General features: G+C 73.2%; 18 protein-coding genes and 4 pseudogenes. 8 read left to right on the top strand and 14 right to left on the bottom strand.

Annotated elements, in window-relative coordinates; all coding sequences use genetic code 11:
- Nucleotides 1-885, top strand: a complete 885-nt coding sequence (locus tag KV557_RS33090) for an alkaline phosphatase family protein (RefSeq protein ID WP_218205253.1) — start codon at nucleotides 1-3, stop codon at nucleotides 883-885.
- A gap of 155 nt (nucleotides 886-1,040) precedes the next feature.
- A complete protein-coding gene (locus KV557_RS33085; RefSeq protein ID WP_308130188.1) occupies nucleotides 1,041-1,667 on the top strand; it encodes a hypothetical protein in 627 nt (208 codons plus the stop codon).
- Here the strand turns inward: KV557_RS33085 and KV557_RS33080 are convergent.
- From KV557_RS33080 to KV557_RS33070, 3 genes are all read right to left on the bottom strand, one after another.
- Nucleotides 1,655-2,722: a hypothetical protein gene (locus KV557_RS33080; protein ID WP_218205252.1), complete on the bottom strand. Its 1,068-nt coding sequence runs from the start codon at nucleotides 2,720-2,722 to the stop codon at nucleotides 1,655-1,657. The two genes, KV557_RS33085 and KV557_RS33080, sit on opposite strands and share 13 nt — an antisense overlap.
- Before the next feature lie 127 nt (nucleotides 2,723-2,849).
- Complete coding sequence (locus KV557_RS33075) at nucleotides 2,850-3,383, bottom strand: GNAT family N-acetyltransferase (RefSeq protein WP_256178318.1); 534 nt, start codon at nucleotides 3,381-3,383, stop codon at nucleotides 2,850-2,852.
- Nucleotides 3,384-3,430: 47 nt separating this feature from the next.
- A complete protein-coding gene (locus KV557_RS33070) occupies nucleotides 3,431-3,901 on the bottom strand; it encodes a nuclear transport factor 2 family protein (RefSeq protein WP_218205251.1) in 471 nt (156 codons plus the stop codon).
- Nucleotides 3,902-4,008: 107 nt separating this feature from the next.
- Between KV557_RS33070 and KV557_RS33065 the strand changes: the two genes are divergently transcribed.
- Complete coding sequence (locus tag KV557_RS33065; RefSeq protein ID WP_218205250.1) at nucleotides 4,009-4,581, top strand: TetR/AcrR family transcriptional regulator; 573 nt, start codon at nucleotides 4,009-4,011, stop codon at nucleotides 4,579-4,581.
- A gap of 53 nt (nucleotides 4,582-4,634) precedes the next feature.
- Here the strand turns inward: KV557_RS33065 and KV557_RS33060 are convergent, their stop codons facing one another.
- From KV557_RS33060 to KV557_RS33050, 4 genes and pseudogenes are all read right to left on the bottom strand, one after another.
- Nucleotides 4,635-5,864: an ROK family protein gene (locus tag KV557_RS33060; protein ID WP_218205249.1), complete on the bottom strand. Its 1,230-nt coding sequence runs from the start codon at nucleotides 5,862-5,864 to the stop codon at nucleotides 4,635-4,637.
- A 135-nt stretch (nucleotides 5,865-5,999) separates the two neighbouring features.
- Nucleotides 6,000-6,677 (bottom strand): annotated as a pseudogene (locus tag KV557_RS45010) (chitosanase); the annotation flags it as partial.
- A gap of 141 nt (nucleotides 6,678-6,818) precedes the next feature.
- Nucleotides 6,819-8,048: pseudogene (locus KV557_RS45005) on the bottom strand (alginate lyase family protein); the annotation flags it as partial.
- Nucleotides 8,049-8,311: 263 nt separating this feature from the next.
- Nucleotides 8,312-9,574, bottom strand: a complete 1,263-nt coding sequence (locus KV557_RS33050) for a DUF5685 family protein (RefSeq protein WP_218205247.1) — start codon at nucleotides 9,572-9,574, stop codon at nucleotides 8,312-8,314.
- A 144-nt stretch (nucleotides 9,575-9,718) separates the two neighbouring features.
- Here KV557_RS33050 and KV557_RS33045 point away from each other — a divergent pair, with 144 nt between their 5' ends.
- The 3 genes from KV557_RS33045 to KV557_RS33035 are packed head-to-tail and all read left to right on the top strand — an operon-like array spanning nucleotide 9,719 to nucleotide 12,481.
- Nucleotides 9,719-10,282, top strand: coding sequence for a helix-turn-helix domain-containing protein (locus KV557_RS33045; RefSeq protein ID WP_218205246.1), 564 nt, complete (start codon nucleotides 9,719-9,721; stop codon nucleotides 10,280-10,282).
- The gene (locus KV557_RS33040; RefSeq protein WP_308130187.1) at nucleotides 10,279-11,766 is read left to right on the top strand and encodes an MFS transporter; all 1,488 of its coding nucleotides are present in this window, start codon (nucleotides 10,279-10,281) and stop codon (nucleotides 11,764-11,766) included. The genes KV557_RS33045 and KV557_RS33040 overlap by 4 nt, the downstream gene beginning before the upstream one ends.
- A gap of 28 nt (nucleotides 11,767-11,794) precedes the next feature.
- Nucleotides 11,795-12,481: an alpha/beta fold hydrolase gene (locus tag KV557_RS33035; RefSeq protein WP_218205245.1), complete on the top strand. Its 687-nt coding sequence runs from the start codon at nucleotides 11,795-11,797 to the stop codon at nucleotides 12,479-12,481.
- A gap of 1 nt (nucleotide 12,482) precedes the next feature.
- Here the strand turns inward: KV557_RS33035 and KV557_RS33030 are convergent, their stop codons facing one another.
- Nucleotides 12,483-12,908: a hypothetical protein gene (locus tag KV557_RS33030; protein WP_218205244.1), complete on the bottom strand. Its 426-nt coding sequence runs from the start codon at nucleotides 12,906-12,908 to the stop codon at nucleotides 12,483-12,485.
- Nucleotides 12,909-12,918: 10 nt separating this feature from the next.
- Nucleotides 12,919-13,701 carry an SGNH/GDSL hydrolase family protein gene (locus KV557_RS33025; protein WP_218205243.1) on the bottom strand — a complete coding sequence of 261 codons (783 nt, stop codon included), beginning with the start codon at nucleotides 13,699-13,701 and terminating at the stop codon, nucleotides 12,919-12,921.
- Between the two features lie 227 nt (nucleotides 13,702-13,928).
- Here KV557_RS33025 and ddaH point away from each other — a divergent pair, with 227 nt between their 5' ends.
- Nucleotides 13,929-14,756: a dimethylargininase gene (gene ddaH, locus KV557_RS33020; protein ID WP_218205242.1), complete on the top strand. Its 828-nt coding sequence runs from the start codon at nucleotides 13,929-13,931 to the stop codon at nucleotides 14,754-14,756.
- Here the strand turns inward: ddaH and KV557_RS33015 are convergent.
- The 4 genes and pseudogenes from KV557_RS33015 to KV557_RS33000 all read right to left on the bottom strand — a co-directional run.
- Complete coding sequence (locus tag KV557_RS33015; protein WP_218205241.1) at nucleotides 14,743-15,381, bottom strand: LutC/YkgG family protein; 639 nt, start codon at nucleotides 15,379-15,381, stop codon at nucleotides 14,743-14,745. The genes ddaH and KV557_RS33015 overlap by 14 nt on opposite strands.
- Entirely contained in the window at nucleotides 15,378-16,793 is a 1,416-nt protein-coding gene (locus tag KV557_RS33010) for a LutB/LldF family L-lactate oxidation iron-sulfur protein (protein WP_218205240.1), read from the bottom strand. Before KV557_RS33010 ends, KV557_RS33015 begins: the two co-directional genes overlap by 4 nt.
- Before the next feature lie 94 nt (nucleotides 16,794-16,887).
- Entirely contained in the window at nucleotides 16,888-17,649 is a 762-nt protein-coding gene (locus KV557_RS33005) for a (Fe-S)-binding protein (RefSeq protein WP_218205239.1), read from the bottom strand.
- A gap of 75 nt (nucleotides 17,650-17,724) precedes the next feature.
- Nucleotides 17,725-17,922, bottom strand: a pseudogene (locus KV557_RS33000) (hemin transporter); the annotation flags it as partial.
- Nucleotides 17,923-18,354: 432 nt separating this feature from the next.
- On the opposite strand from KV557_RS33000, the gene KV557_RS44605 reads away from it, so the two are divergent.
- Entirely contained in the window at nucleotides 18,355-20,400 is a 2,046-nt protein-coding gene (locus tag KV557_RS44605; protein ID WP_218205238.1) for a WD40 repeat domain-containing protein, read from the top strand.
- Between the two features lie 30 nt (nucleotides 20,401-20,430).
- On the opposite strand, the pseudogene KV557_RS43365 reads toward KV557_RS44605, so the two are convergent.
- Nucleotides 20,431-20,786 (bottom strand): annotated as a pseudogene (locus KV557_RS43365) (hypothetical protein); the annotation flags it as partial.

Here is a 20,786-nt window from a genome sequence, read left to right as displayed (position 1 = left end):
ATGCCTTCGTCCTTAAGGCCGCGATCCCGCCGCACGGCGACGGCCCTCGCCTCGGCGACCGCCCTCGCCGCCACCTCCGTCGGCCTCTGGGCCGCCACCGCCCCGGCGGCCCAGGCCGCCGCCCTGCCGACGCCCGACCACGTGATCGTCGTCGTCATGGAGAACCACGCGTACAGCCAGGTCATCGGCAGCAGCAGCGCCCCGTACATCAACTCCCTGGCCAAGGGCGGCGCCACGCTGACCCAGTCGTACGCGCTCACACACCCGAGCCAGCCGAACTACTACGCGCTGTTCTCCGGCTCGACCCAGGGCATCACCAACGACAGCTGCGTGACGGTCGGCGCGCTCCAGGCCCCCAACCTGGCCTCCGAGCTCACCGCCGCCGGCAAGACCTGGGCCAGCTACAACGAGTCGCTGCCCGCCCAGGGCAGCACCACGTGCAGCAGCGGCAACTACGCACAGAAGCACAACCCGTGGTTCGGCTTCGGCAACGTCGCGCTCAACTCGGCGTACACCTTCACCCAGTTCCCGGCCGACTACACGACCCTGCCGAAGGTGTCCTTCGTCGTGCCGAACCTGTGCAACGACATGCACGACTGCTCGGTCAAGACCGGCGACACCTGGCTGAAGAGCAACCTCGGCGCCTACGCCACCTGGGCCGCCGCCCACAACAGCCTGCTGCTCGTCACCTTCGACGAGGACAACCGGCTGGCCGGCAACCGCATCCCGACCGTCCTGTACGGCGCCCACGTGGCACCCGGGAAGACCTCCGCCACCACCTACAACCACTACAACGTCCTGCGCACCCTGGAGGACCTGGCGGGCCTGAGCACCCACGCGGGCAACGCCGCCACGGCCGGCGACATCACCGGCATCTGGAACTGAGCCGCACGGGTTCGGGCCCGTACCGGTCCCGGGTCGGCTCCGCCACCACTGCGGCGGCGGAGCCGACCCTCCGCACACCCGGTCCCGGCGCCGTCCCCGCGCAGGCACGCGCTGACGGCTCGACGTGCTCACCGGCCGCCTGGTAAGCATGGCCCGTGCGCTTCGACTCCGTTCCGATGCCGCCGGCCGTCGAGGCCCGGCCCCGCGACGTCCGCGGCTACCCCGTTCCGGCGATCACCCCGTGGGAGGGCGACGAGCCGCAGTTCGCGCTGACCGACCACGGGCGCAGCGCGGACTGCGCGCTGGAGCGCCGCTGCTCGGTGTGCGACCGGCTGATGCCGCAGGGCCCGGTCTGGCGCGTGGTGGGCGCGGCGGAGAGCGCCGCGATCGCGGAGGCGCTGGCGGCCGGGCGCCCGTACCGCAACCTCGCGCCGACCATGGAGGGGCCCGGCCACCGCGCCTGCATGCTGTACGCCGCGATGGTCTGCCCCTACCTGGCCCGGCCCAACGCCCGCCGCCGCAACACCGCCGAGGGCGCCCCGGACGAGCTGACCTCCGCCGCCGTCCGGGGCGCCGCCCGCGGCGGCACGGGGGCGGTGGTGGGGTTCGGTGACTACGAGTACGCCGTCACCGAGACCCGGGTGCTGTTCCGCTTCCTCGACGTGGTCGAGTACCTGCCGCACGAGCACGCGGACGCGCATCTCGCCGAGCTGCGCGCCGAGTTGGCCCGGTTCGACGCGCCCGACGGTTCCGACAGGGCCGGCGGAGCCTACGGCCGGTAGGCCGGCAGGCCCTTGAACGTGGAGACCGGCGCCGGGGCGGCGGACCCGTCGGCGGGCAGGGTGCTGACCCCGTCCGGCGTGCGGGCCGCGATGGTCTTGCTGTCCGGGGACCAGGCCGGCTCGGTGTAGTCGGCGGTCGCCGAGGGCGTGAGGTCCTTCTCGGCCTTGCTCTGGCCCTGGGCGCTCTTGGTGAACAGGTGGTCGTGCCCGTTCACCGCGCGGACGAAGACGATCTGCTCGCCGTCGGGGGAGAGCGCCGGCTGCGAGCCCTTGCCCAGGTCGCGGGTCGCGGGCCGGATGTAGTCGTCGTAGATGTAGACCTCGCCGGCGGGCGTGTTGGCGTACGCGACCTCGCCGTGCGTGCCGCCGGCGTTCGACCAGGTGTTGCCGGTCTCCGGCGGCTGCGGGGTGCCGCCCGGGACGCCATCCTCCGAGTTGCGCGGCGTCAGCACCGCGGGGGCGGCGCCGCCCTTGGCGGAGACCTTCTCCAGCCGCAGGACGTTGGCCTTGGAGGCGGAGAACACGATGGTGTTGAACCGCTCCTTGAACTCGGGGCTGTCGCTGATGCTCGCGCTCGGCTCGGCGTGCTGCCAGCTCGGGTGGGACCAGGTCTCCCCGCCGGGGTTCTTGGCGACGGTCACCTTGCCGCTGCCGTCCGGGTTGGCGGTGACGAGGTCGCCGTTGCCGTTGACGAACGCGGCCTTCTTGCCGTCCGGCGACCAGGCGAGGTCGCGGACGACCGTCCCGAAGTCGACGGTGGTGCCGTTCATCACCACGGTCTGGGCGCCGGTGCTGATGGTCAGGTGGTTGGCCGCGGTGGTCCCGTTGGTCTCCTTGCCGCCCGTGCCGCCCGTGCCGCCGCTCTTGCCGGGGGCCGGAGTGCCCGGAGCGGCCGTGCCCGGGGCGGTGGCGATCGGGGCGCCGGCGGTCGGCTCGGGCCCGTTGCCGGAGTCGTTGGGGCCGCAGGCGGAGACCAGGACGGTACCGGCGGTGGTCATCAGGGCGATGGCGGCGACCGTGCCGAACCGGTTGCGAACTCTGTTGCGAACGGACATCTTCCAGGTCCCCCTCGTGCGCTGCTCGTTTCACCAAGGAGCCTCCCAGCCCCAGTTCCGCACCGCGTCCACGGAGCGTCACAACCGTGGAACAGCCCCGCCCGAGGGGAACTCACCCGCAGGAAGCTCAGTCCGTCCCGGCCTGGACCTTCCGGACCTTCTGGACCTTGTAGGGGCGCAGGCCGCGCTTCTCGTAGTTGCGCAGGGCGTTCGGGTGGTCGTTGGAGTTGGTGTGCAGCCAGACGCGGCGGACGGCGTCGGCGTCGAGCGGCTCGGTGGCCCAGGCCTGGCGCAGCGCGAGCGTCAGCGCGTAACCGCCGAGGCCCCGCCCGACGTGCTCCGGGACGAGGCCGAAGGTGGTGATCTCCACGTCCCCGCCCGGGTGGGGTTCGAGGTTGGCGACGCCGGCCGGCTCGCCGTCGTGGGTGACCAGCCAGTACTGGCGCCGCGGGTGCTCGGAGAGGTGCGCCGCCCAGTCCCCGGCCGTGCGGGCGGTGCTGCGCCAGCCGTGCGGCGCCCCGACCCGCGCCTGGACGTCCTGGACCGCGGAGGAGGAACCGTCGGCGCGGAGCAGGGCGAGCGCGGGGACCTCGGGGGAGGGGCGGAGGTCGGCCGGGTCGGTCATTTCCAGGTACGTGACGATCGTCTCCATCTTCTCCATGGGCGCCAGGCTACGGCGCGTCAGGCTATGACCCAGCCCCGGGCGGCTCAGAGGCCGAGGTCGCTCAGCCCGGGGTGGTCGTCGGGGCGGCGGCCGAGCGGCCAGTGGAACAGGCGGTCGCCCTCGGCGATCGGCAGGTCGTTGATGGAGGCGTGGCGGCGGGTCATCAGGCCGGCCGGGTCGAACTCCCAGTTCTCGTTGCCGTAGGAGCGGTGCCACTGCCCGGAGTCGTCGCGCCACTCGTAGGCGAAGCGCACGGCGATGCGGTGGCCGTCGTGCGCCCACAGCTCCTTGATCAGGCGGTACTCCAGTTCGCGGTGCCACTTGCGGGTCAGGAAGGCGGTGATCTCCCCGCGCCCGGTGACGAACTCGGCGCGGTTGCGCCACCGGCTGTCCGGCGTGTAGGCGAGGGCGACACGCTGCGGGTCGCGGGTGTTCCAGCCGTCCTCGGCGGCCCGGACCTTCTGCCGGGCGGTCTCCTCGGTGAACGGGGGCAGGGGCGGGCGCTGTGCGGACATAGCGGACATACTGGCCTCCATCGAGCACGGGCTCGGGCGAGAACGACCGTTCTCGCCTCCTCGGCTACCCTAGGAGAACCATCGTTCTCACGCAAAGGGCACGGCAGATGGACCACGACGGCACACGGGACCGCGCCGCGGACGGCATCCTCGACGCGGCCGAGGACCTGTTCTACGGGCAGGGCATCCAGGCCGTCGGCATGGACGCCGTACGGGCCGCCTCCGGCGTCACGCTGCGCCGCCTGTACCAGCTCTTCCCGTCCAAGGGGGACCTGGTCGAGGCCTACCTCCTGCGACGCGACGAACGCTGGCGCGCGGACCTCGCGGCCTACGTCGACGAGGCCGCCGTCGAGCCGCGCGAGCAACTCCTCGCGGTCTTCGACTGGTTGGCCATATGGTTCGCCCAACCCGCGTTCCGGGGATGCGCGTTCGTCAACGCCTTCGGCGAACTCGGCGCATCCTCCCTGGCCGTGGCCTCCGCCGCCCGCCACCACAAGGCCGAGTTCGCCGCCTACCTCGCCCGCCTCACCACGGCCGCCGGCGCCCCACCCGCCACCGCCGTCCACCTCGCCCTCCTTGCCGAGGGCGCCATCACCACCGCGGCCATCCGCGGCGACAGCACCCCCGCCGCCGAGGCCAAGGAGGCCGCCCGCGTGCTGCTGGCGCCCACCGCGGTCTGACGTAACGCAACGGGCCTGGTCAGCCGCTGCCGACCAGGCCCGTTGACGCGTGCTCAGGCGATCGCGGCCGTCCGCCGCTCGAAGACGTCGAGGCGGGCGGTCTCCAGGGCGGTGGCGACGGCCCCGAGCAGGACGGCGTCCTGGCCCAGGCGCCCGGCCTCCAGGCGGGGGCGCAGCGGCGAGCGCTCGTGCAGGGCCTCCTCCAGGGGACGGAGCAGCAGGTCCGCGCTGCGGCCGATGCCGCCGCCGAGGACGACCACGTCCGGGTCGAGCAGCGCCGACACCACGGCGAGCGCGGTGCCGAGGCGGTCCACCTCCTGCCGGACGGTCTCCGTCGCGAGCGGATCGCCGGAGCGGGCCCTGGCGAACACCTTCTCCGCCGTCAGCGGCCGCCGCATGCCGAGCCCGAGGGCGGTGCGGACCACGGCGTCGGCGGAGGCGGTCTGTTCGAGGGTGGCGTCGCAGCCCGGGAGGCGGAGCAGGCCGAGTTCGCCGGCCGCGCCGTGGGCGCCGGTGAGGAGTTCGCCGTCCTTGACGACGCCGACGCCGAGCCCGGTGCCGACGAGGAGGTAGACGAAGAGGCGGCTGCTCGCGCCGGCGCCGTAGGTGTACTCGCCGACGGCCGCGAGGTTGGCGTCGTTGGCCACCGCGACGCCGGTGCCGAGGCTCTCGGCGATCCGGTCGAACAGGCCGGGGCGGCCCCAGCCGGGCAGGTTGGCGGCGAGTTGGACGCTGCGCCGCTGCTCGTCCCAGACGCCGGGCGAGCCCGCCACGGTGCGGGCGATGCCGGCGGCGGTGAGCCCGGCCTCGGCGATGGTCTCCCGGGCCGCCGCGACGACGGCGTCGGCCACCGCGTTGGCGGAGCGGCCCCGGTTGGGCAGGTCGCGGCGGGCGACGATCCGCCCGGACAGGTCGGCGACGGCGACTCGCAGCCGGGCCCGGCCGATGTCGAGGCCGAGTACGTGCCCGGCGGCCGGGTCGGCCTCGTACAGGACGGCGGTGCGGCCCCGGTCGGGGGCGAAGCGGCCGGCCTCGCGGGCCAGTCCGGCAAGTTCCAGGGCGGCCAGGGCGGCGGACACGGTGGGCTTGGACAGGCCGGTGTCGCGGGCGAGTTGGGCGCGGGAGAGCGGTCCGTGCAGGCGCAGCCGCTCCAGCAGCAGCCACTCGTTGTTGCTGCGCAACCGCTGGCGGTTCCAGGGCTGTTGCCCGTGGACCGACACCGCCGTGGGTGAGGCGGGGTCGGGTGGGGCGCCGGTGGCCGTTCTCCGTCCTGCTGCGTTCATTCGGCCGATGGTATGGCACGGTCAGGCGACGAACGAGACGGGGCGGCGCGGTGGGACGCGTGCTGACCGGGGCGGGAAACGCCGGTGGCGGCGGGGAGTCCGGGGTCCCCGCCGCCACCGGCGGTGTGCGCGGTGTCAGCTGATCGTGTAACCGGAGCCGTACGCGGTGACGCTGAGCGGGCCGTCCAGGTTGTGGTTGCCGGTGGCGGCGATCCGGCGCAGGCACTCGACGCGGTCGACGGACTTGCGCCACTCGTCGGCGGTGGAGCCATTGGCCGGGTTGTTCAGGTCATCGATCCGCACGTCGAAGAACGCCTCCAGCCAGGCGTTCTCGCCGGCGCCGGCGGGCGAGCCCACCTTGGCGTTGGTGCGGCTGATCAGCGCGGGCAGGGCGTCGTACTCGCTGCCGTTGCCGTGCTGGATGGAGGCGTCGTACAGCTCGGCGCGGGCGAGCGCACCGGTGAGCCCGAGCTGGTCGGCCTGGCTCATGGCGGGGGAGAAGTAGCGCTGGTCGACCTGGTCGTCCTGGACCTGACGGAAGGCCGGGTCGTCGGCGGCCTGCTTCCACGCCGCGATGTAGTCGCTCTCGGGCAGGCCGCTGGTGTCGCCGCTGCCGGAGGAGGCGAGGCGCTCCAGCTCGGGGATGAAGCGGGCGAGCGGGTTGTCGGGGGAGACCGCGGTGTAGGCGCGGACGACCTTGAGCGCGTCGCCGTCGTTGGTCGTGAACCCGGCCCGGCCCGCGGTGACGCCGCGGCCGTCGTTGATGTTCTCCGCATAGCCGTACTGGATCACGGTGGTGCTGTTCTCGAAGATGCTGATCAACTGGTCGGCCCGGCGCCGCTGGTCGGCGGTCATGCCGCCGGCGTCCAGCGCCTGCGCGGCGGTCGCGGACACCGCGCCGAGGGCCGGGGCCGCGTGCGCCGAGGTGGCGACCCAGGCCGGGCCGGCGGCCAGTGGCGCACTGGTGTGCGTCAGCGTCTCCCAGCCGATGAAGTAGTTCGCCCCGAACGGGCTGTGCGCGCCCACGAACTGCTCGGTCTGCGGCATCGCGATGCCCTCCCGGCCGTGGTACTCGTTGAACGCGATCTGCACGGTCGGGCCGAGGCCGGTCTTCACCGAGCCGTCGCACAGCCAGTCCGGCATGCTCGCGCCGTTGTCGTACGCGGCGTGGAACTCCAGTGCCTTGACGAGGCGTTCGCGCCCCTCGCTCCACAGGTCGAGCCCCTGGAGGCGGGCGGTCTCGGCGGTCTGGGCGGCGGCCTCCAGGCCCCAGCCGGTGTGGCCGAAGTCGCGGCAGGTCTCCTGCGAGAGCCCGTCGACGAAGGTGGACTGGCCCTGCCAGTACTTGACGATGGCGTCCTGGCCGTCGATCCCGGCGTTCGGCGGGGGCACCGGCAGCGGGCCGTCGGAGGACAGGTAGATGTAGGCGGGCAGGCGGTTGCGCCACATGGTGGCGGCCTGGTTGAAGAGGTCGTGGTCGTCGAGGAAGACCGCGATGCCCATCAGCGCGTCGGTCTCGATCAGCTCCCAGTTGCCGTTCTTGCGCGGGCTGCCAGGGGTCAGCAGCGGCACGTAGACGGTGCGCAGCATGGTCGAGAAGCGGTCGATCGAGGCGGCGGACCAGCCGGCGCCGGAGTAGCGGATCAGCTCCGCCGCGCGCGACCAGTTGTTGCCCGACCAGCCGGTCTGGAGCGGGGCGTTGCTGTTGGTGTGCTCCTGGATCACGCCCGACCAGGCGTCCATGATCTGGATGGCCTTTTCGGCGTGGCGCTGGTCCTTGGTGAGGACCCACTGGAGGGCGTGCGCGTAGGCGGCCATCGCGTCGTCGCGCTCGTCGGAGCAGCCGTTGTTGGGGTGGGAGCTGGAGCCGCACTCGACGGTCGCGCGGGGCTGGGGCTGCCAGTCCAGCGACGCGAACTTGCTGGACTGCAGGTCCGCGAACGCCGACTTCCAGGGCTCGGCCCCGGCGTCCAGCTGGCCCTTGAGGAAGGCGAGTTGCTGGTTGCCGACGAGGACGCCGGGGTGCTGGAACGCGGCATCCGACGGACGGGCGGCGGCGTGGCTGCCCGCGGTGATGCTTGCGGCGCTGCCCGCTGTGCTCGCTCCGGCGGGCGCCCCGGCGAGGGGCAGGAGGGCGGCGACCGCGGCCCCGGCGATGAAGGTCCTGATGGTGCTACGACTCATGGGGGAGTCGTCCTCTCCGTGGGGGGACATCGGGGAGTGGCTTCCTATCTCGTTAGGAAACTTTCCTAACAGGTGGGTATTGAACCATCAACCCACCGACAGGCCAAGAGGATTGGCGAGATCACCTCAACGCGTGCGCAGAACGGCCCGGGCTGCTGCTGGAGCAACCCGGGCCGGTGGAAAGGCTGGTGGTCGTGCCGGTGGTCGTGCCGGCGGTCGTGGTCGAGCGGGACGTCCCGGCGGTCGCGCGCCGGGACGGGTGATCAGCAGTCGCAGCCGCAGTCGCACCCGTCACAGCAGTCGCAACCGTCGCAGCACTGGCAGCAGTCGCCACACCCGCTGCAGTCGATGCACCCACAGCCGCCGCACCCGCAGTCGCAATCGCCGCAGTCGCAGTCGTGCCGCTCGCAGAAGCCCTTGCGGCGCTCCCGGCTGAACGGGTCGTTGTGGTCGCAGCACAGCAGCTGGCACGTGCAGGCCATCAGTGCCCACACCGCGCAGCCGGCCGGCAGGTTGCGCGGGCGCGGCGGCTTCGGGCCGATCGGCTCGAAGCCGGGACCCTGCGGGATCCACGGGGAAACCGGGGTTCCGTCCGGCGCCTGACGCGGGGGCGCGTCGTGGGGGTGGTCGCCGGACGGTGTCCGGGTGCGGCAGGTGGCGGCGTGGGCGGCCGGGCCGAAGACCCGTTCGACGGCGCGCTCGGTCTCGTGCGCGAGCAGGACGTGGACGAGTGCCCGGTCGGTGAGTTCGACCTCGCGCAGGGCGAGCCGGATGCCGCGGACGGCGTCGCGGCAGAGGCGTTCGGCCTCGGCGCGGTCGGTGCCGGTGGCGGTGAGCGGGTTCCAGGCGCCGCTCGCGGCGTCGGCCGCCTGGTCCTCGGCGGCGTCGAGGAGGTGGGCGAGCCGGCCGAACAGCCGTCCGGCCTCGGCGAGCGGGGCGGCGTTGCCGGGGCGTCCGGCGAGCACGGCGGTGTGGGCGAAGGCGGCCGAGGTGGCGCTCTCGGTGGGCTCGGTGACCAGCAGGACGGAGCCGCCGGGCCGCAGCGAACGCTCCAACTCGCCCTGGCGGGAGGCGGCGTCGAGCAGCACGGCCGTGTCGAAGCCGACCGCAGAGGCGGTGCCCGCGCTCTGCCGGTCCCAGCGCCGCGTGACGGCACGGGCCCCGGCGGCGACCGGGCGGCGGGCGAAGACGCCGTCCCGGTCCTCGACGTGGTCGCGGATCTTGACCGAGGCGAGCGCGAGCGAGACGGCGGCGGCGAGCCGGGCGCCCTCGCCCTTGGCGACGGAGGCGGTGCGCATGCCGCGCAGCGGACACGGCCCGGCGGTGCGCCGCCAGGAGGCGTCGTCGCGGGCGGTCTGGGCCTCGACCAGAACCGAGATGATCAGACCGTCGTAGTTGGTGGCGGTGCGGGCGAGCTGCCCGTGGTCGTCGCGCAGCGCGAGGCAGAGTCCGCACAGGTGCGCCATCCAGGAGGTCTGGAGCCGCTCGGACAGCCGGTGCTTGCACGGTCTGATGATGCCGAACATGATCCCCCATCGCGCCTTGCGGGCCGCTGACCGGCCCTGATTCGGCGCACATCATATGATCAGCGGCCGTCTTCGGCCGAGGGGTCGATCGATGCCTCGTTCTGCCTCTGGGAGTGATCTCATTTCCGGGATAGCATCGCGAATATGGGAATCGAATCGGCCGCCGACGAGCGGCTCGCCACCCGGCTCGCCGAACTGCGGGTCGAACGCGGCTGGACCCTGGAGGAGTTGGCGCAGCGCGCGGACGTCAGCCGCTCCACCCTCTCCCGGGTCGAGCGCGCCGAGGTCAGCCCGACCGCCGCGCTGCTCGGGCGGCTCTGCGGCGTGTACGGGCGCACCATGTCCCGGCTGCTCGCCGAGGTCGAGTCCGCCCCGGCGCGGCTGGTCCGGGCCGGGGAGCAGCGGATCTGGCGGGACGAGTCCAGCGGGTTCGTCCGCCGCTCGGTGTCCCCTCCGCACAACTCGCTGCGCGCCGAGATCATCGAGGGCCGCCTCCCGGCCGGCGCGGACATCGCGTACGACCGCCCGTGCGTGCCCGGCATGGAGCACCATCTATGGGTGCTGGAGGGGGAGTTGGAGCTGACCGTCGACGGCGAACCGCACCGGCTCCATCCCGGCGACTGCCTGCGCTACGTCACCTCGACCTCCCGCTTCCGCAGCCTCGGCCCGGGCGAGGCCCGGTACGCGCTGGTGGTGGTGGAGTCGTGAGTTCCGGTATATCGGGCATATCCGGCGCGCCCCGCGAGCGCTTCGACGCCGCCGGGCGCCGCGTCCTGCTGGTCTGTGTCGCGGGCGGCTTCACCACGCTGCTCGACCAGTCCGTCCTCAACACCTCCATCCCCGCCCTGCGCGAGAGCCTGCACGCCCAGCCCGCCCACCTGCAGTGGATCGTCGCCGGGTACTCGCTCGCCTTCGGCCTGGCGCTGATCCCCGGCGGCCGGCTCGGCGACGTCAAGGGCCGCAAGTGGTTCTTCGTCACCGGCCTCGCGCTGTTCTCCCCGGTCAGCCTGGTCTCCGCGACCGCCACCGACCCCGGGGTGCTGATCGCCGCCCGGCTGCTCCAGGGCGCGGGCGCCGGGCTCGTCAACTCCCAGATGATCGGCACCCTCCAGGACGTCTTCGACGGCCAGCTGCGCGCCCGGGCGCTCGGCATGTACGCGGTGACCGGCGGACTGGCCTTCGCGCTCGGCCCGCCGATCGGCGGCGCGGTGCTGGCCGCCGTGGGCCCCGAACAGGGCTGGCGGCTGACCTTCCTGCTCAACGTGCCGTTCGGCCTGGCCACCGTCGCACTGGCGGTGCGTCACCTGCCCCGGCCCCGCCCGAGCGCCCGGCACGCCGACCTCGACCTCGTCGGGCTGCTGCTGGTCGGCGCGCTCACGCTGGCGCTGATGCTGCCGTTCGTCCAGCCGCCCGGGTGGACGGGCTGGCTCGCCTTCGCCGCCGTCGCCGCGACCCTGCTCGGCGCCCTCGTCTGGTGGCAGCGCCGCTACGCCCGTTCCGGCGGCCACCCGCTGATCCACCCCGCGCTCACCCGCTCCGCGCCGTACGCGCTCGGCACGGCGACCGCGATGGCCCAGTTCGGCTCCTCGCTCGCCGCCGGGCTGGTGCTGACGATGTTCCTGCAGGACGGCCTCGGGCTCTCGCCGATGGGCGCGGCCCTGGTGGCGCTGCCCTCGGCCGTCGCCATGGGGGTCGCCTCCGCGCTCGCGTGGCGGGTGGTGCAGCGCTTCGGCCGGCGGACCGTCACGGCGGGCATGACCGGCTCGGCGCTGGTGATGCTGACCAGCGGACTGGTCGCGCACTGGGCGCCGTCCGCCGTCCTGCCGTGGCTGCTGGCGCTGCTGCAGCTCTTCGGCGGCGCCTCGGTCGGTCTGATGGGCGCCACCAACCAAGCGTTCGTGCTGCGCCACGCGCCCGCCGAGGCGGCCGGGGTCAGCGGGGCGATCCTGCAGATGGCCCAGCGGATCGCGGCGGCGGTCGGCGTCTCGGCGCTGTCCGGCGTCTACCTGCGGTCGACGGCCGGGGGCGGCGGGCACCGCTCGGCGTACCTGTACGCGAGCCTGGTGTGCGCGGCCCTGGCCGGGCTGGCGGTGCTGGCCTCGGTCTGCGCGGGCCGGGCGACGGCGCGCGCGGTGCCGGCGGAGGCGGCCGAGGCGACGGCGGTGAGCCGTGGGCGAACAGGCGTCCGGTAGCGGGGTGGTGGGGCGTACGGTGATCGTTATGACGGACGTTCGGATCGTGGACCTGCCCGACGTGGCGATCGCCTACCGCGAGAGCGGCCGGCCCGACGGCCCGCCGCTGGTGCTCCTGCACGCCCTCGGCGAGCGCGCCGCCGACTGGGACGTCGTGCTGCCCGCCCTCGCACCGGGCCACCACGTGTACGCGCTCGACCTGCGCGGCCACGGCGACAGCGGTCGCACCGCCGAGTACAGCCTGGAGGCCATGCGCGACGACGTGCTCGCCTTCCTCGACGCGCTCGGGCTCGCCCGCATCGACCTGGTCGGCCACTCGCTGGGCGGCGCGGTCGCCTACCTGGTCGCCCAGGCCCGGCCGGAGCGCGTCGCCCGGCTGGTGCTGGAGGAGATCCCGGCGCTGCACCCGCGCCCGGCGAGCGTCGTGCCGGACGCGCCGGACGAGCCGGTGGACTTCGACTGGGCGGCGGTCCGGCCGCTCAAGGCCCAGCTGGACACCCCCGATGCGGCCTGGCGGAACGGCCTCGCGGCCATCACCGCCCCCACCCTGGTGGTGGCGGGCGGCCCGACGAGCCACGTCCCGCAGGACCGGATCGCCGAACTCGCCCGCCTGATCCCGGACTGCCGCACGGTCACCATCGAGGCCGGCCACCTGGTGCACAGCGCCAGGCCGGCCGAGTACGTGGCAGCGGTGGCGCCGTTCCTGGCCGGCTGAACTACCGGCCGACGGTGCTCCAGTCGGCCGGCGCGGGTGCCACCGAACGGCCCGCAGCGTGCTCGCCGAGGCGTCGGACCAGTTCCGGCAGGTCGTACGCGGGGAAGCTCACCTGGAGCAGCCGCAGGTGGAACTGCGACTCCACCTGCTCATGACGCATCGCGACGTCCATGGGCTTGACGTTGACGTCCCACGCGTCCGGAGCCGCCCAGTGCGTCATCCGGACGTAGAAGGCGTCGCGCGGGCCGGAGTTCGCCACAGCCGCGAGGAAGGCGAGGCCGCTGTCGACCGGGAAGTCGATGAGCATCCAGCCGCGCCGGGACTCGACGTACCCGGCCATGTGCGGCAGCGTCTCCAGCCAGCTCGCGTTGCTCTCACCGAGGTCCTGGCAGCAGGTGAAGGTCTCGAAGCCGCTGCACGCGCGCACTGACTATCCATCAGAGTGGCATCAGGTCCGGCCGCTTGGGCTCGATGTGGTCGCCCGAGGACTCGCCGCGCAGTCGCCGGCCGACCCACGGGAGCAGGAACTCGCGGGCCCACTGGATGTTCTCGCGCCGCTGGTCGGCGGCGGAGAGCACCGGCGCCGCCGGCCACGGCGCCTCCGGGTCCTCCTCGGTGCGCAGGCCCAGCGAGCGCGCGGCCAGCAGCGCGACCCGCTGGTGCCCGTCGGGGGACAGGTGCAGGCGGTCCTCGCTCCACGCCCGGCGGTCGTGCACCGAGCGCAGCGACCACAGGTCGGCCACCTTGCAGCCGTTGCGGTCGGCGACCGCCCGCATGTGCCCGTTGTAGGTGGCGATCTTGCCGCGCAGGTGCTTGAGCAGCGGCACGTCCTTGGTGTCGAAGCCGGTGCAGATCAGCACCGTCCCGGCGGAGTCGGCGAGTTGGGCGACGGCGGCCTCGAAGCGCTCCGCGACCTCGTCCGGGTCGCTGCCGGGCCGCAGGATGTCGTTGCCGCCGGCGCAGAAGGTGACGAGGTCGGGCTGGAGCCGCCGTACTTCGGGCACCTGCTCGGCCGCGATCTGGTCCAGCAGCCGCCCGCGCACCGCGAGGTTGGCGTACCGGAACCGCCCTGGCGGCCGGCCCTGCGCGAGCATCCCGGCCAGGCGGTCGGCCCAGCCGAAGAAGGCGCCGTCGAGCCCGGGGTCGTTCAGGCCCTCGGTGAAACTGTCGCCGAGGGCGGCGTACGAACTGAGGTCAAGGGTCTCCTGGAGGTTCGGCATGAAGAAAATACTTCACTGAATCAAGTGACCTACGCCACCGTAGGTGACCTCGGCAGCACGTGAGATGGGCCACGTGCCGTCGGCAGGGGCACCCCGTGCGCCGGGGCTCGCGCCGGGTGCGCGGGGGGTTGCGCCCGGTGGGGGCGCCTGCGCGGGTGTGCGAAGGGCGCCGCCGGGGCAACCGCAACTGGACCCGAACACCCTTGCAGTTCAAGGACGGTGGAGAAATGCCAACCAAGACTCCGGAGCGCACCGCGCGGCCGCGGCGCTACCTGATGTGCCGACCGACGTACTTCACCGTGGACTACGCGATCAACCCGTGGATGGACCCGGCACAGCCCACCGACACCGCGCTGGCCGTCCGGCAGTGGGAGCGGCTGTACTGGCTGTACCGCCGCCTCGGGCACACCGTCGAGCTGATCGAGCCGGTGCCGGGTCTGCCCGACATGGTGTACGCGGCGAACGGCGCGACCGTCCTGGACGGCCGGGCGCTCGTCGCCACCTTCCGGTACCCGGAGCGGGCCGCCGAGTCCGACGCGTACCAGGCGTGGTTCCGGGCGCGCGGGTACCGCGAGGTGCGCCGGGCCGGGTACGTCAACGAGGGCGAGGGCGACCACCTGGTGGCCGGCCGCCGCGTGCTGGCCGGGACGGGCTTCCGGACCTCGCGGGCCGCGCACGCCGAGGCGGGCGAGCTGTTCGGCGTGCCGGTGGTCACCCTGACCCTGGTCGACCCGCGCTTCTACCACCTGGACACCGCGCTGGCCGTGCTCGACGACGACCACGTCATGTACTACCCGGAGGCCTTCGACGCGGACAGCCGGGCCGTGCTGCGCGGCCTCTACCCGGACGCGATCCTGGCCGACCGGGCCGACGCCGAGGTGTTCGGTCTGAACGTGGTCTCGGACGGGCGCCGGGTGCTGCTGCCGGAGGCGGCGAAGAGCCTGGCCGGGCGGCTCGCCGAGTACGGGTACGAGCCGATCCCGGTGGACGTGTCCGAACTGCTCAAGGGCGGCGGCGGGGCGAAGTGCTGCACGCTGGAGCTCAGGCCGGCGTGACGAGCAGCACCTCCAGCGTCCGCGGGCCGTGCACGCCCTCCACGCGGTCGAGTTCGATGTCGCTGGTCGCGGACGGTCCGGAGATCCAGGTCTGCGGCCGGGCCGGGTCGAGCCGGGGCAGCGCGAGCGGGACGGACGCGACGACCTGCTCGGGGGCGCGGACGACGCACACGTGGTGGTCCGGGACGAGGGTCAGCAGCCGGCGGCCCTGCCCCGGGCCGGCGTCCAGCACGATCGTGCCGGTCTCGGCGATCGCGAGCGCGCAGCCGGTCACCACGCTGTCGACGGCGTCGAGGCGGGCGGCGGTGAGCGTGCCGTCGTCGGCCAGCCGTTCGGCGGTGACGGCGCCGAGCCAGTCGGGCGGCAGGTCCGGCGGCACGGCGACCGTGCGGGTGCCGCGCGTGGCGAGCAACTCCGCGATTCGTGCAGGAAGTTCGACGTCGGTGCAGCGGTGCACTCGGGCCCGGTAGTCGGCGAGGTTGCGGTGCAGGAGGTCGAGCAGCGCCGCCGGTTCGTCCGGGGCGTGGGTGGTCAAGTAGTGCCGGGGCAGCGGCTGTTCCTCCGGCGGTGCGGGCTCGCCGAGGGCGGCGCGGATCCGGCCGAGGATCAAGTCTCGTGAGGTCACGGGCGGTTCTTCCTCCACCAGTCGCGGAACGGCTCGGCGGGCACCTCCGGCAGGTCCCGGGTGTCGGTCCAGGCCCGCCCGGGGCCGGGCAGCCGGCGCGGGTGCAGGGCCCGGGTCCGTCCGGCCAGCCGCTCGGCGGCGGTGAGCAGCGCCGGGTGGTCGAGCACGTACCCGGCGGCGGCGATCGCGGCCCGCTCCATCGGGTGCCCGCCCTGCTCGGTGACCCGTTCGCGCAGGTGGACCAGCACCTCGGGGATGTCGATCGCCACCGGGCACACGTCGTAGCAGGCCCCGCAGAGCGAGGAGGCGTAGGGCAGCGAGGCATCCACCGGGCTTGTGGTGCCGCGCAGTTGGGGCGTCAGGATGGCGCCGATCGGTCCGGGGTACACCGAGCCGTACGCGTGGCCGCCGGCCCGCTCGTACACCGGGCAGACGTTGAGGCAGGCCGAGCAGCGGATGCAGCGCAGCGCCTGGCGGCCGACCTGGTCGGCGAGCACGGCCGTGCGGCCGTTGTCGAGCAGGACGAGGTGGAACTCGGACGGGCCGTCGCCCGCTGTGGTGCCCGTCCAGAGCGAGGTGTACGGGTTCATCCGCTCGGCGGTGGACGAGCGGGGGAGCAGCTGGAGGAAGACCTCCAGGTCCCGCCAGGTGGGGACGACCTTCTCGATGCCGACCACGGAGATCAGGGTGCGGGGGAGGGTGAGGCACATCCGGCCGTTGCCCTCGGACTCGACGACGACCAGGGTGCCGGTCTCGGCCACCATGAAGTTGGCGCCGGAGACGGCGACTTGGGCGCGCAGGAACTTCTCCCGCAGGTGCAGCCGGGCCGCCTCGGCGAGTTCGGCGGGGCTGTCGGTGAGGCCTTCGGGCGCGGGGCGGCCCCAGTCGGCCATCCGTTCGGCGAAGATCTCGCGGATCTCGGCCCGGTTGCGGTGGATCGCGGGCACCAGGATGTGCGAGGGCCGGTCGTCGCCCAACTGCACGATGAGCTCCGCGAGATCGGTCTCGTACGCGGTGATGCCCTCGGCGGCGAGTGCCTCGTTGAGCCCGATCTCCTGGGTGGCCATGGACTTGACCTTGACGACTTCGGTCTCAGCTGTCGCATGGACGAGATCGGCGACGATCCGGTTGGCCTCTTCGGCGTCGGCCGCCCAGTGCACGGTGCCGCCCGCCGCCGTGACGGACTCCTCCAACTGCACGAGATACCGGTCGAGATGGCGCAGCGTGTGGTCCTTGATCGCCTTGCCGGCGGCGCGCAGCTCGGCCCAGTCGGGGAGTTCGGCGACGGCGCGGGCGCGCTTGTCGCGGATGGTGTGCGTGGCGTGCCGGAGGTTGGCGCGCAACTGCCCGTCCCGGACGGCGCGTTCGGCGGCCTGTGGGAAAGCGGGCATGCCGAGGAAGGTGCCGGTCATGCGCCCACCTCTCCCCCAGCCTTGGCGGCTGGGAGGTGCCCCCACCGCTCGGCATGGGCATTCGCCCATGCGCTGATTTCGATGATTCGCTCGCTCATGCCGCCCTCCAAGGGTCGTCCTCGGTGCTGGCCAGGATCTCGGCCAGGTGCAAGGGGCGCAGCGCTTCGCCCCGGCGGCGCAGCGTGCCGCCGAGGTGCATCAGGCACGAGTTGTCGGCGCCGCACAGCACTTGGGCGCCGGTGCCGAGGGCGTTCGCGAGCTTGTCCTCGGCCATGGCGGCCGACACCGCCGCGTTCTTCACCGCGAAGGTACCGCCAAAGCCGCAGCACTCGTCGGCCCCGGGCAGCTCCCGCAGCTCCAGCCCCTTGACGGCGCGCAGCAGCCGGAGCGGCCGGTCGCCGAGGCCGAGGACGCGCAGGCCGTGGCAGGACGGGTGGTAGGTGACGGTGTGCGGGAAGTACGCGCCGACGTCCTCGACGCCCAGCACGTCGGTGAGGAACTCGGTGAGCTCGTACACCCGGGGCGCCAGGCCGAGGGCGGCGTCGGCGAGTCCGGTGCCGCGTCCCTCGGTGGCGGCCTTCGCGCCGATCCGGGGGTAGTTGTCGCGGACCATCGCCACGCACGAACCGGAGGGCGTCACCACGTGGTCGTACCCGGCGAAGGCCCGCGCGGTCCGGCGGACGAGCGGCTCGCAGGCCCGCCGGTAGCCGGTGTTGTACTGCGGCTGCCCGCAGCAGCTCTGCTCCGGCGGGAAGTCCACGTCGACGCCGAGCCGTTCCAGCAGCCGGACGGTGGCGACCGCCGTGGCGGGGAACAGCGCGTCGTTGACGCAGGTGGCGAACAGCGCGACCCGCATCGGCACTCCCTTCGTCGGCAGGACCGGCCGGCCCGCCCGCGATCGTACCGAGCGGACCGGCGTCACCGAAGGAGATCAGGCGCCGAGCCAGAGGTCCGGCCCGAAGACCTCGTAGTGGATGTCCGCCGCCGGCACGCCCGCGGCGAGCAGCTGGCCGCGCACGGCGCGGAGGAAGGGCAGCGGCCCGCACAGGTAGGCGGTGGCGCCGGCCGGGATCTCGATGGTGGACAGGTCCACCAGCCCGGTGCGGTCGGCGGGCCAGTCGCCGAGCGGGTGCTCTTGAAGTGCTCTCCCGGCCGAGGCCGGGAGATTCCTACTTACGAACTCGCGCGGATAGGCAGAGGGGGGTCCTTACGGGGTTGCAGGCGCGGTCCCGGTTTTTGAGGTGTTGAGTTGTGGCGCCTTGTAAGCGTGGGGGCGGTGTTCGTGTCCTGCCGTGCTGTAGGGCAGGGGGCCGGTGGTCGCGCGGGTTGCGTGTCGGCAGGGGCGGCTACGGTGCTGGTCATGTCTGGTGACCTGCAGGACGGTAGCTCATACGAGGGATCCACCGTGGTGGACGGGTGGTTGGCGGATCCGGGGTTCCTGGTGAGCGGGGATCCGGGGCGAGTGGTGCGATTGCTGGACGCGGCCTCGGGCCCCGGGGCACGGTTGGGGGCGGCGGTGTACCGGGCGTCGGCGCATCTGCATCGTGACGCTGGTGCGGGGGTGCGGCGGCAGCTGCTGGCCCTGGACGCGGCCCGGTACGGGGATCGGGCGCTGGCGGCGCGGATCCTCGCGATACCGGTGGAGGGCGAACCCGCCGCTGAGTGGCACGTTCGGTGGGCCACCGGTTCATCGGTCGACCCTCGGTTCCGTTTCACCCTGGCCGGCCATGACGGCAGGCTGTGGGAGGCGACGACGACGGTGGTCGACGGCCGTTCCTGTGCCGTCGCGGGCGGTGACGACGGGAGGGTGTGGGTGTGGGACCTGGCCACCGGTGAGCTGGTCGGTGGGTCCCTCGGCGGACACGACGGCGCGGTGTACGTGGTCGCGACGGTGGTGCTCGACGGCCGGCCTCACGCTGTCACCGGCGGCGCGGACGACACCGTGCGGGTGTGGGACCTGACTACCAACGAGCAGGTGAGCCGGTTCCTGAACGGCCACGACGGCGGTGTTGCGTCGCTGGTGACGGTGGTGGTCGACGGTCGCCCGCACACTGTCACGATCGGCATGGGCGGGACGGTGCGACTGTGGGACCTGACCACCGGCCGGCGTATCGGCGGGTTCTTCACCGGTTACAGCGACAAGGCGCGTGCGGTGGCGACGGCGGTGCTCGACGGACGGCCTCATGTTGTCATCGGCGGTTGGGACGGGAGGGTCCGGGTGTGGGACCTGACCACCGGCGAGCAGGTGAGCGAGCTCCCGAGTGACCACGATGACGCGCTGGCAATGGTGTCCACGGCGGTGGTCGAGGGCCGCCCCTGTGCTGTCATCGGCAGCGCCGATGACGAGGTGCGGGTGTGGGACCTGGTCACCGGTCAGCAGGTCGGCCGGCCCATGGACGGTCATGACGACGGGGTGCGGACGCTTGCGACGGCGGTGATCGGCGACCGGCCCCACGCAATCACGGGCGGCTCGGACGGGACGGTGCTGGTGTGTGACCTGACCACCGGCGAGCAGGTCGGCCGTCCCCTTACCGGCGGCCACGACGGGGAGGTGCACGTGGTGGCGGCAACTGTGGCCGACGGCCGCACGTACGCCCTCCTGCGCGGCGAGGACGACGGGACGATCCGGGTGTGGGACCTGACGGTCGAGGAGCAGGTCGCACGGCCCCTCACCGGCCCCGGCGGGGAGGTGCGTGCGGTGGCCACGACGGTGGTCGACGGCCGCGCGTGCGTCGTCACCGGCAGTGACGACTGGGACCGTTCGGTGCTGGTGTGGGACCTGGCCACCGGCCAGCAGGCCGGCGAGCCCCTGGCCGACGAGGTGGGCGGCGTCTGGGAGGTGGCGACGGCGGTGTTCGGCGGCCGCGCATGCGCTGTCACCGGCGGCGACGATGACAGGGTGCGGGTGTGGGACCTGACGACTGGCCAGCAGGTCTGTGAGTTCCTCACCCATCGCACCAACAGGGTGAGCGCGGTGGCGACGGCAGTCCTCGACGGCCGTCCCGTGGTGGTCACCGGCGGCGAGGACGGAAGGGTGCGGGTGTGGGACCCGACCACTGGCGAACCGCTCGGTCAATCCCACACCGGTCACGACGGGCGGGTGGGCGCGGTGGCGACAGCCGTGGTCGACGGCCGCACGTGCGCTATCACCGGCGGCGCAGACGGCACGGTGCGAGTGTGGGACCTGACCACCGGAGAGCAGGTCCGCGAGCCCCTGACCGGACACCGGGGCGGGGTGAGGTCGGTGGCGACGGCGCTGGTCGAAGGCCGTCCCCACGCCGTCACCGGCGGTGGCTACGGCGGTGACTACCTCTGCGACGGCGGGGCGCGGCTGTGGGACCTGACCACGGGTGAGCAGGTGCACGCGCCCCTGCCCGAAGGCCACCAGAAGACGGTGACAGCGGTGGTGACGGCGGTGCTCGACGGACGGCCTCATGTTGTCACCGGCAGCCGGGACGGACTGGTGCGGGTATGGGACCTGACCACGGGTGAGCAAGTCGGCCGACCGTTGATGTTCCCGTCACCGGTCCGGGCCCTGGCCATGGCACCGGATGGCCAGCTGGTGGTCGGCTTCGGCCACGAGATTGCGGTGCTGACCCGCTGTTGACCGAACGTCCACAGGGATGGGTGCCGGTGTTCACGGGCGGCGGCGGGGACGGCTCTGCCAGCGGTAGGTGGTCCAGGCCCGTCGGACAAGACTGCGGATGATGAGGATCGAGTCCGCGAGGTCGAAGAAGGCATCGATCACGGTGGCGCGGCGCTCGAAGCAACGGGCAAGGCGGTGGAAGGCGTTCTGCCAGGCAGTTGGGTCGGCCGCGCGGCGAGGTGCCTGACTGAGCAGGTCCTTTTCCGCGCGGCCTCCCGCCGAGTGAAGTAGGCCGCCGACGAGGTGCCCGTGGTTCGGGTCCTTTTCCGACGGCCCCTTCCCGAACCGTGCTGGCGAGCTTTCCCCGCACACGGCTCTCCAGTGATCATTTCCGGGTGGTGGCTGTG

Source organism: Kitasatospora aureofaciens (assembly GCF_019192735.1).
Classification (GTDB): Bacteria; Actinomycetota; Actinomycetes; order Streptomycetales; family Streptomycetaceae; genus Kitasatospora; species Kitasatospora aureofaciens_A.
This window is presented reverse-complemented; position numbering and strand designations above follow the sequence as displayed.

Excerpts from the sequence above, each read along its gene's own strand:
- KV557_RS33010 (WP_218205240.1), bottom strand. The coding sequence starts at position 16,793 with ATGACCGGCACCTTCCTCGGCATGCCCGCTTTCCCACAGGCCGCCGAA.
- KV557_RS33090 (WP_218205253.1), top strand. The coding sequence starts at position 1 with ATGCCTTCGTCCTTAAGGCCGCGATCCCGCCGCACGGCGACGGCCCTC.
- KV557_RS33035 (WP_218205245.1), top strand. The coding sequence starts at position 11,795 with ATGACGGACGTTCGGATCGTGGACCTGCCCGACGTGGCGATCGCCTAC.
- KV557_RS33075 (WP_256178318.1), bottom strand. The coding sequence starts at position 3,383 with ATGGAGAAGATGGAGACGATCGTCACGTACCTGGAAATGACCGACCCG.
- KV557_RS33025 (WP_218205243.1), bottom strand. The coding sequence starts at position 13,701 with ATGCCGAACCTCCAGGAGACCCTTGACCTCAGTTCGTACGCCGCCCTC.
- KV557_RS33045 (WP_218205246.1), top strand. The coding sequence starts at position 9,719 with ATGGGAATCGAATCGGCCGCCGACGAGCGGCTCGCCACCCGGCTCGCC.
- KV557_RS33060 (WP_218205249.1), bottom strand. The coding sequence starts at position 5,864 with ATGAACGCAGCAGGACGGAGAACGGCCACCGGCGCCCCACCCGACCCC.
- KV557_RS33065 (WP_218205250.1), top strand. The coding sequence starts at position 4,009 with ATGGACCACGACGGCACACGGGACCGCGCCGCGGACGGCATCCTCGAC.
- KV557_RS33080 (WP_218205252.1), bottom strand. The coding sequence starts at position 2,722 with ATGTCCGTTCGCAACAGAGTTCGCAACCGGTTCGGCACGGTCGCCGCC.
- KV557_RS33005 (WP_218205239.1), bottom strand. The coding sequence starts at position 17,649 with ATGCGGGTCGCGCTGTTCGCCACCTGCGTCAACGACGCGCTGTTCCCC.
- KV557_RS33050 (WP_218205247.1), bottom strand. The coding sequence starts at position 9,574 with ATGTTCGGCATCATCAGACCGTGCAAGCACCGGCTGTCCGAGCGGCTC.
- KV557_RS33070 (WP_218205251.1), bottom strand. The coding sequence starts at position 3,901 with ATGTCCGCACAGCGCCCGCCCCTGCCCCCGTTCACCGAGGAGACCGCC.
- ddaH (WP_218205242.1), top strand. The coding sequence starts at position 13,929 with ATGCCAACCAAGACTCCGGAGCGCACCGCGCGGCCGCGGCGCTACCTG.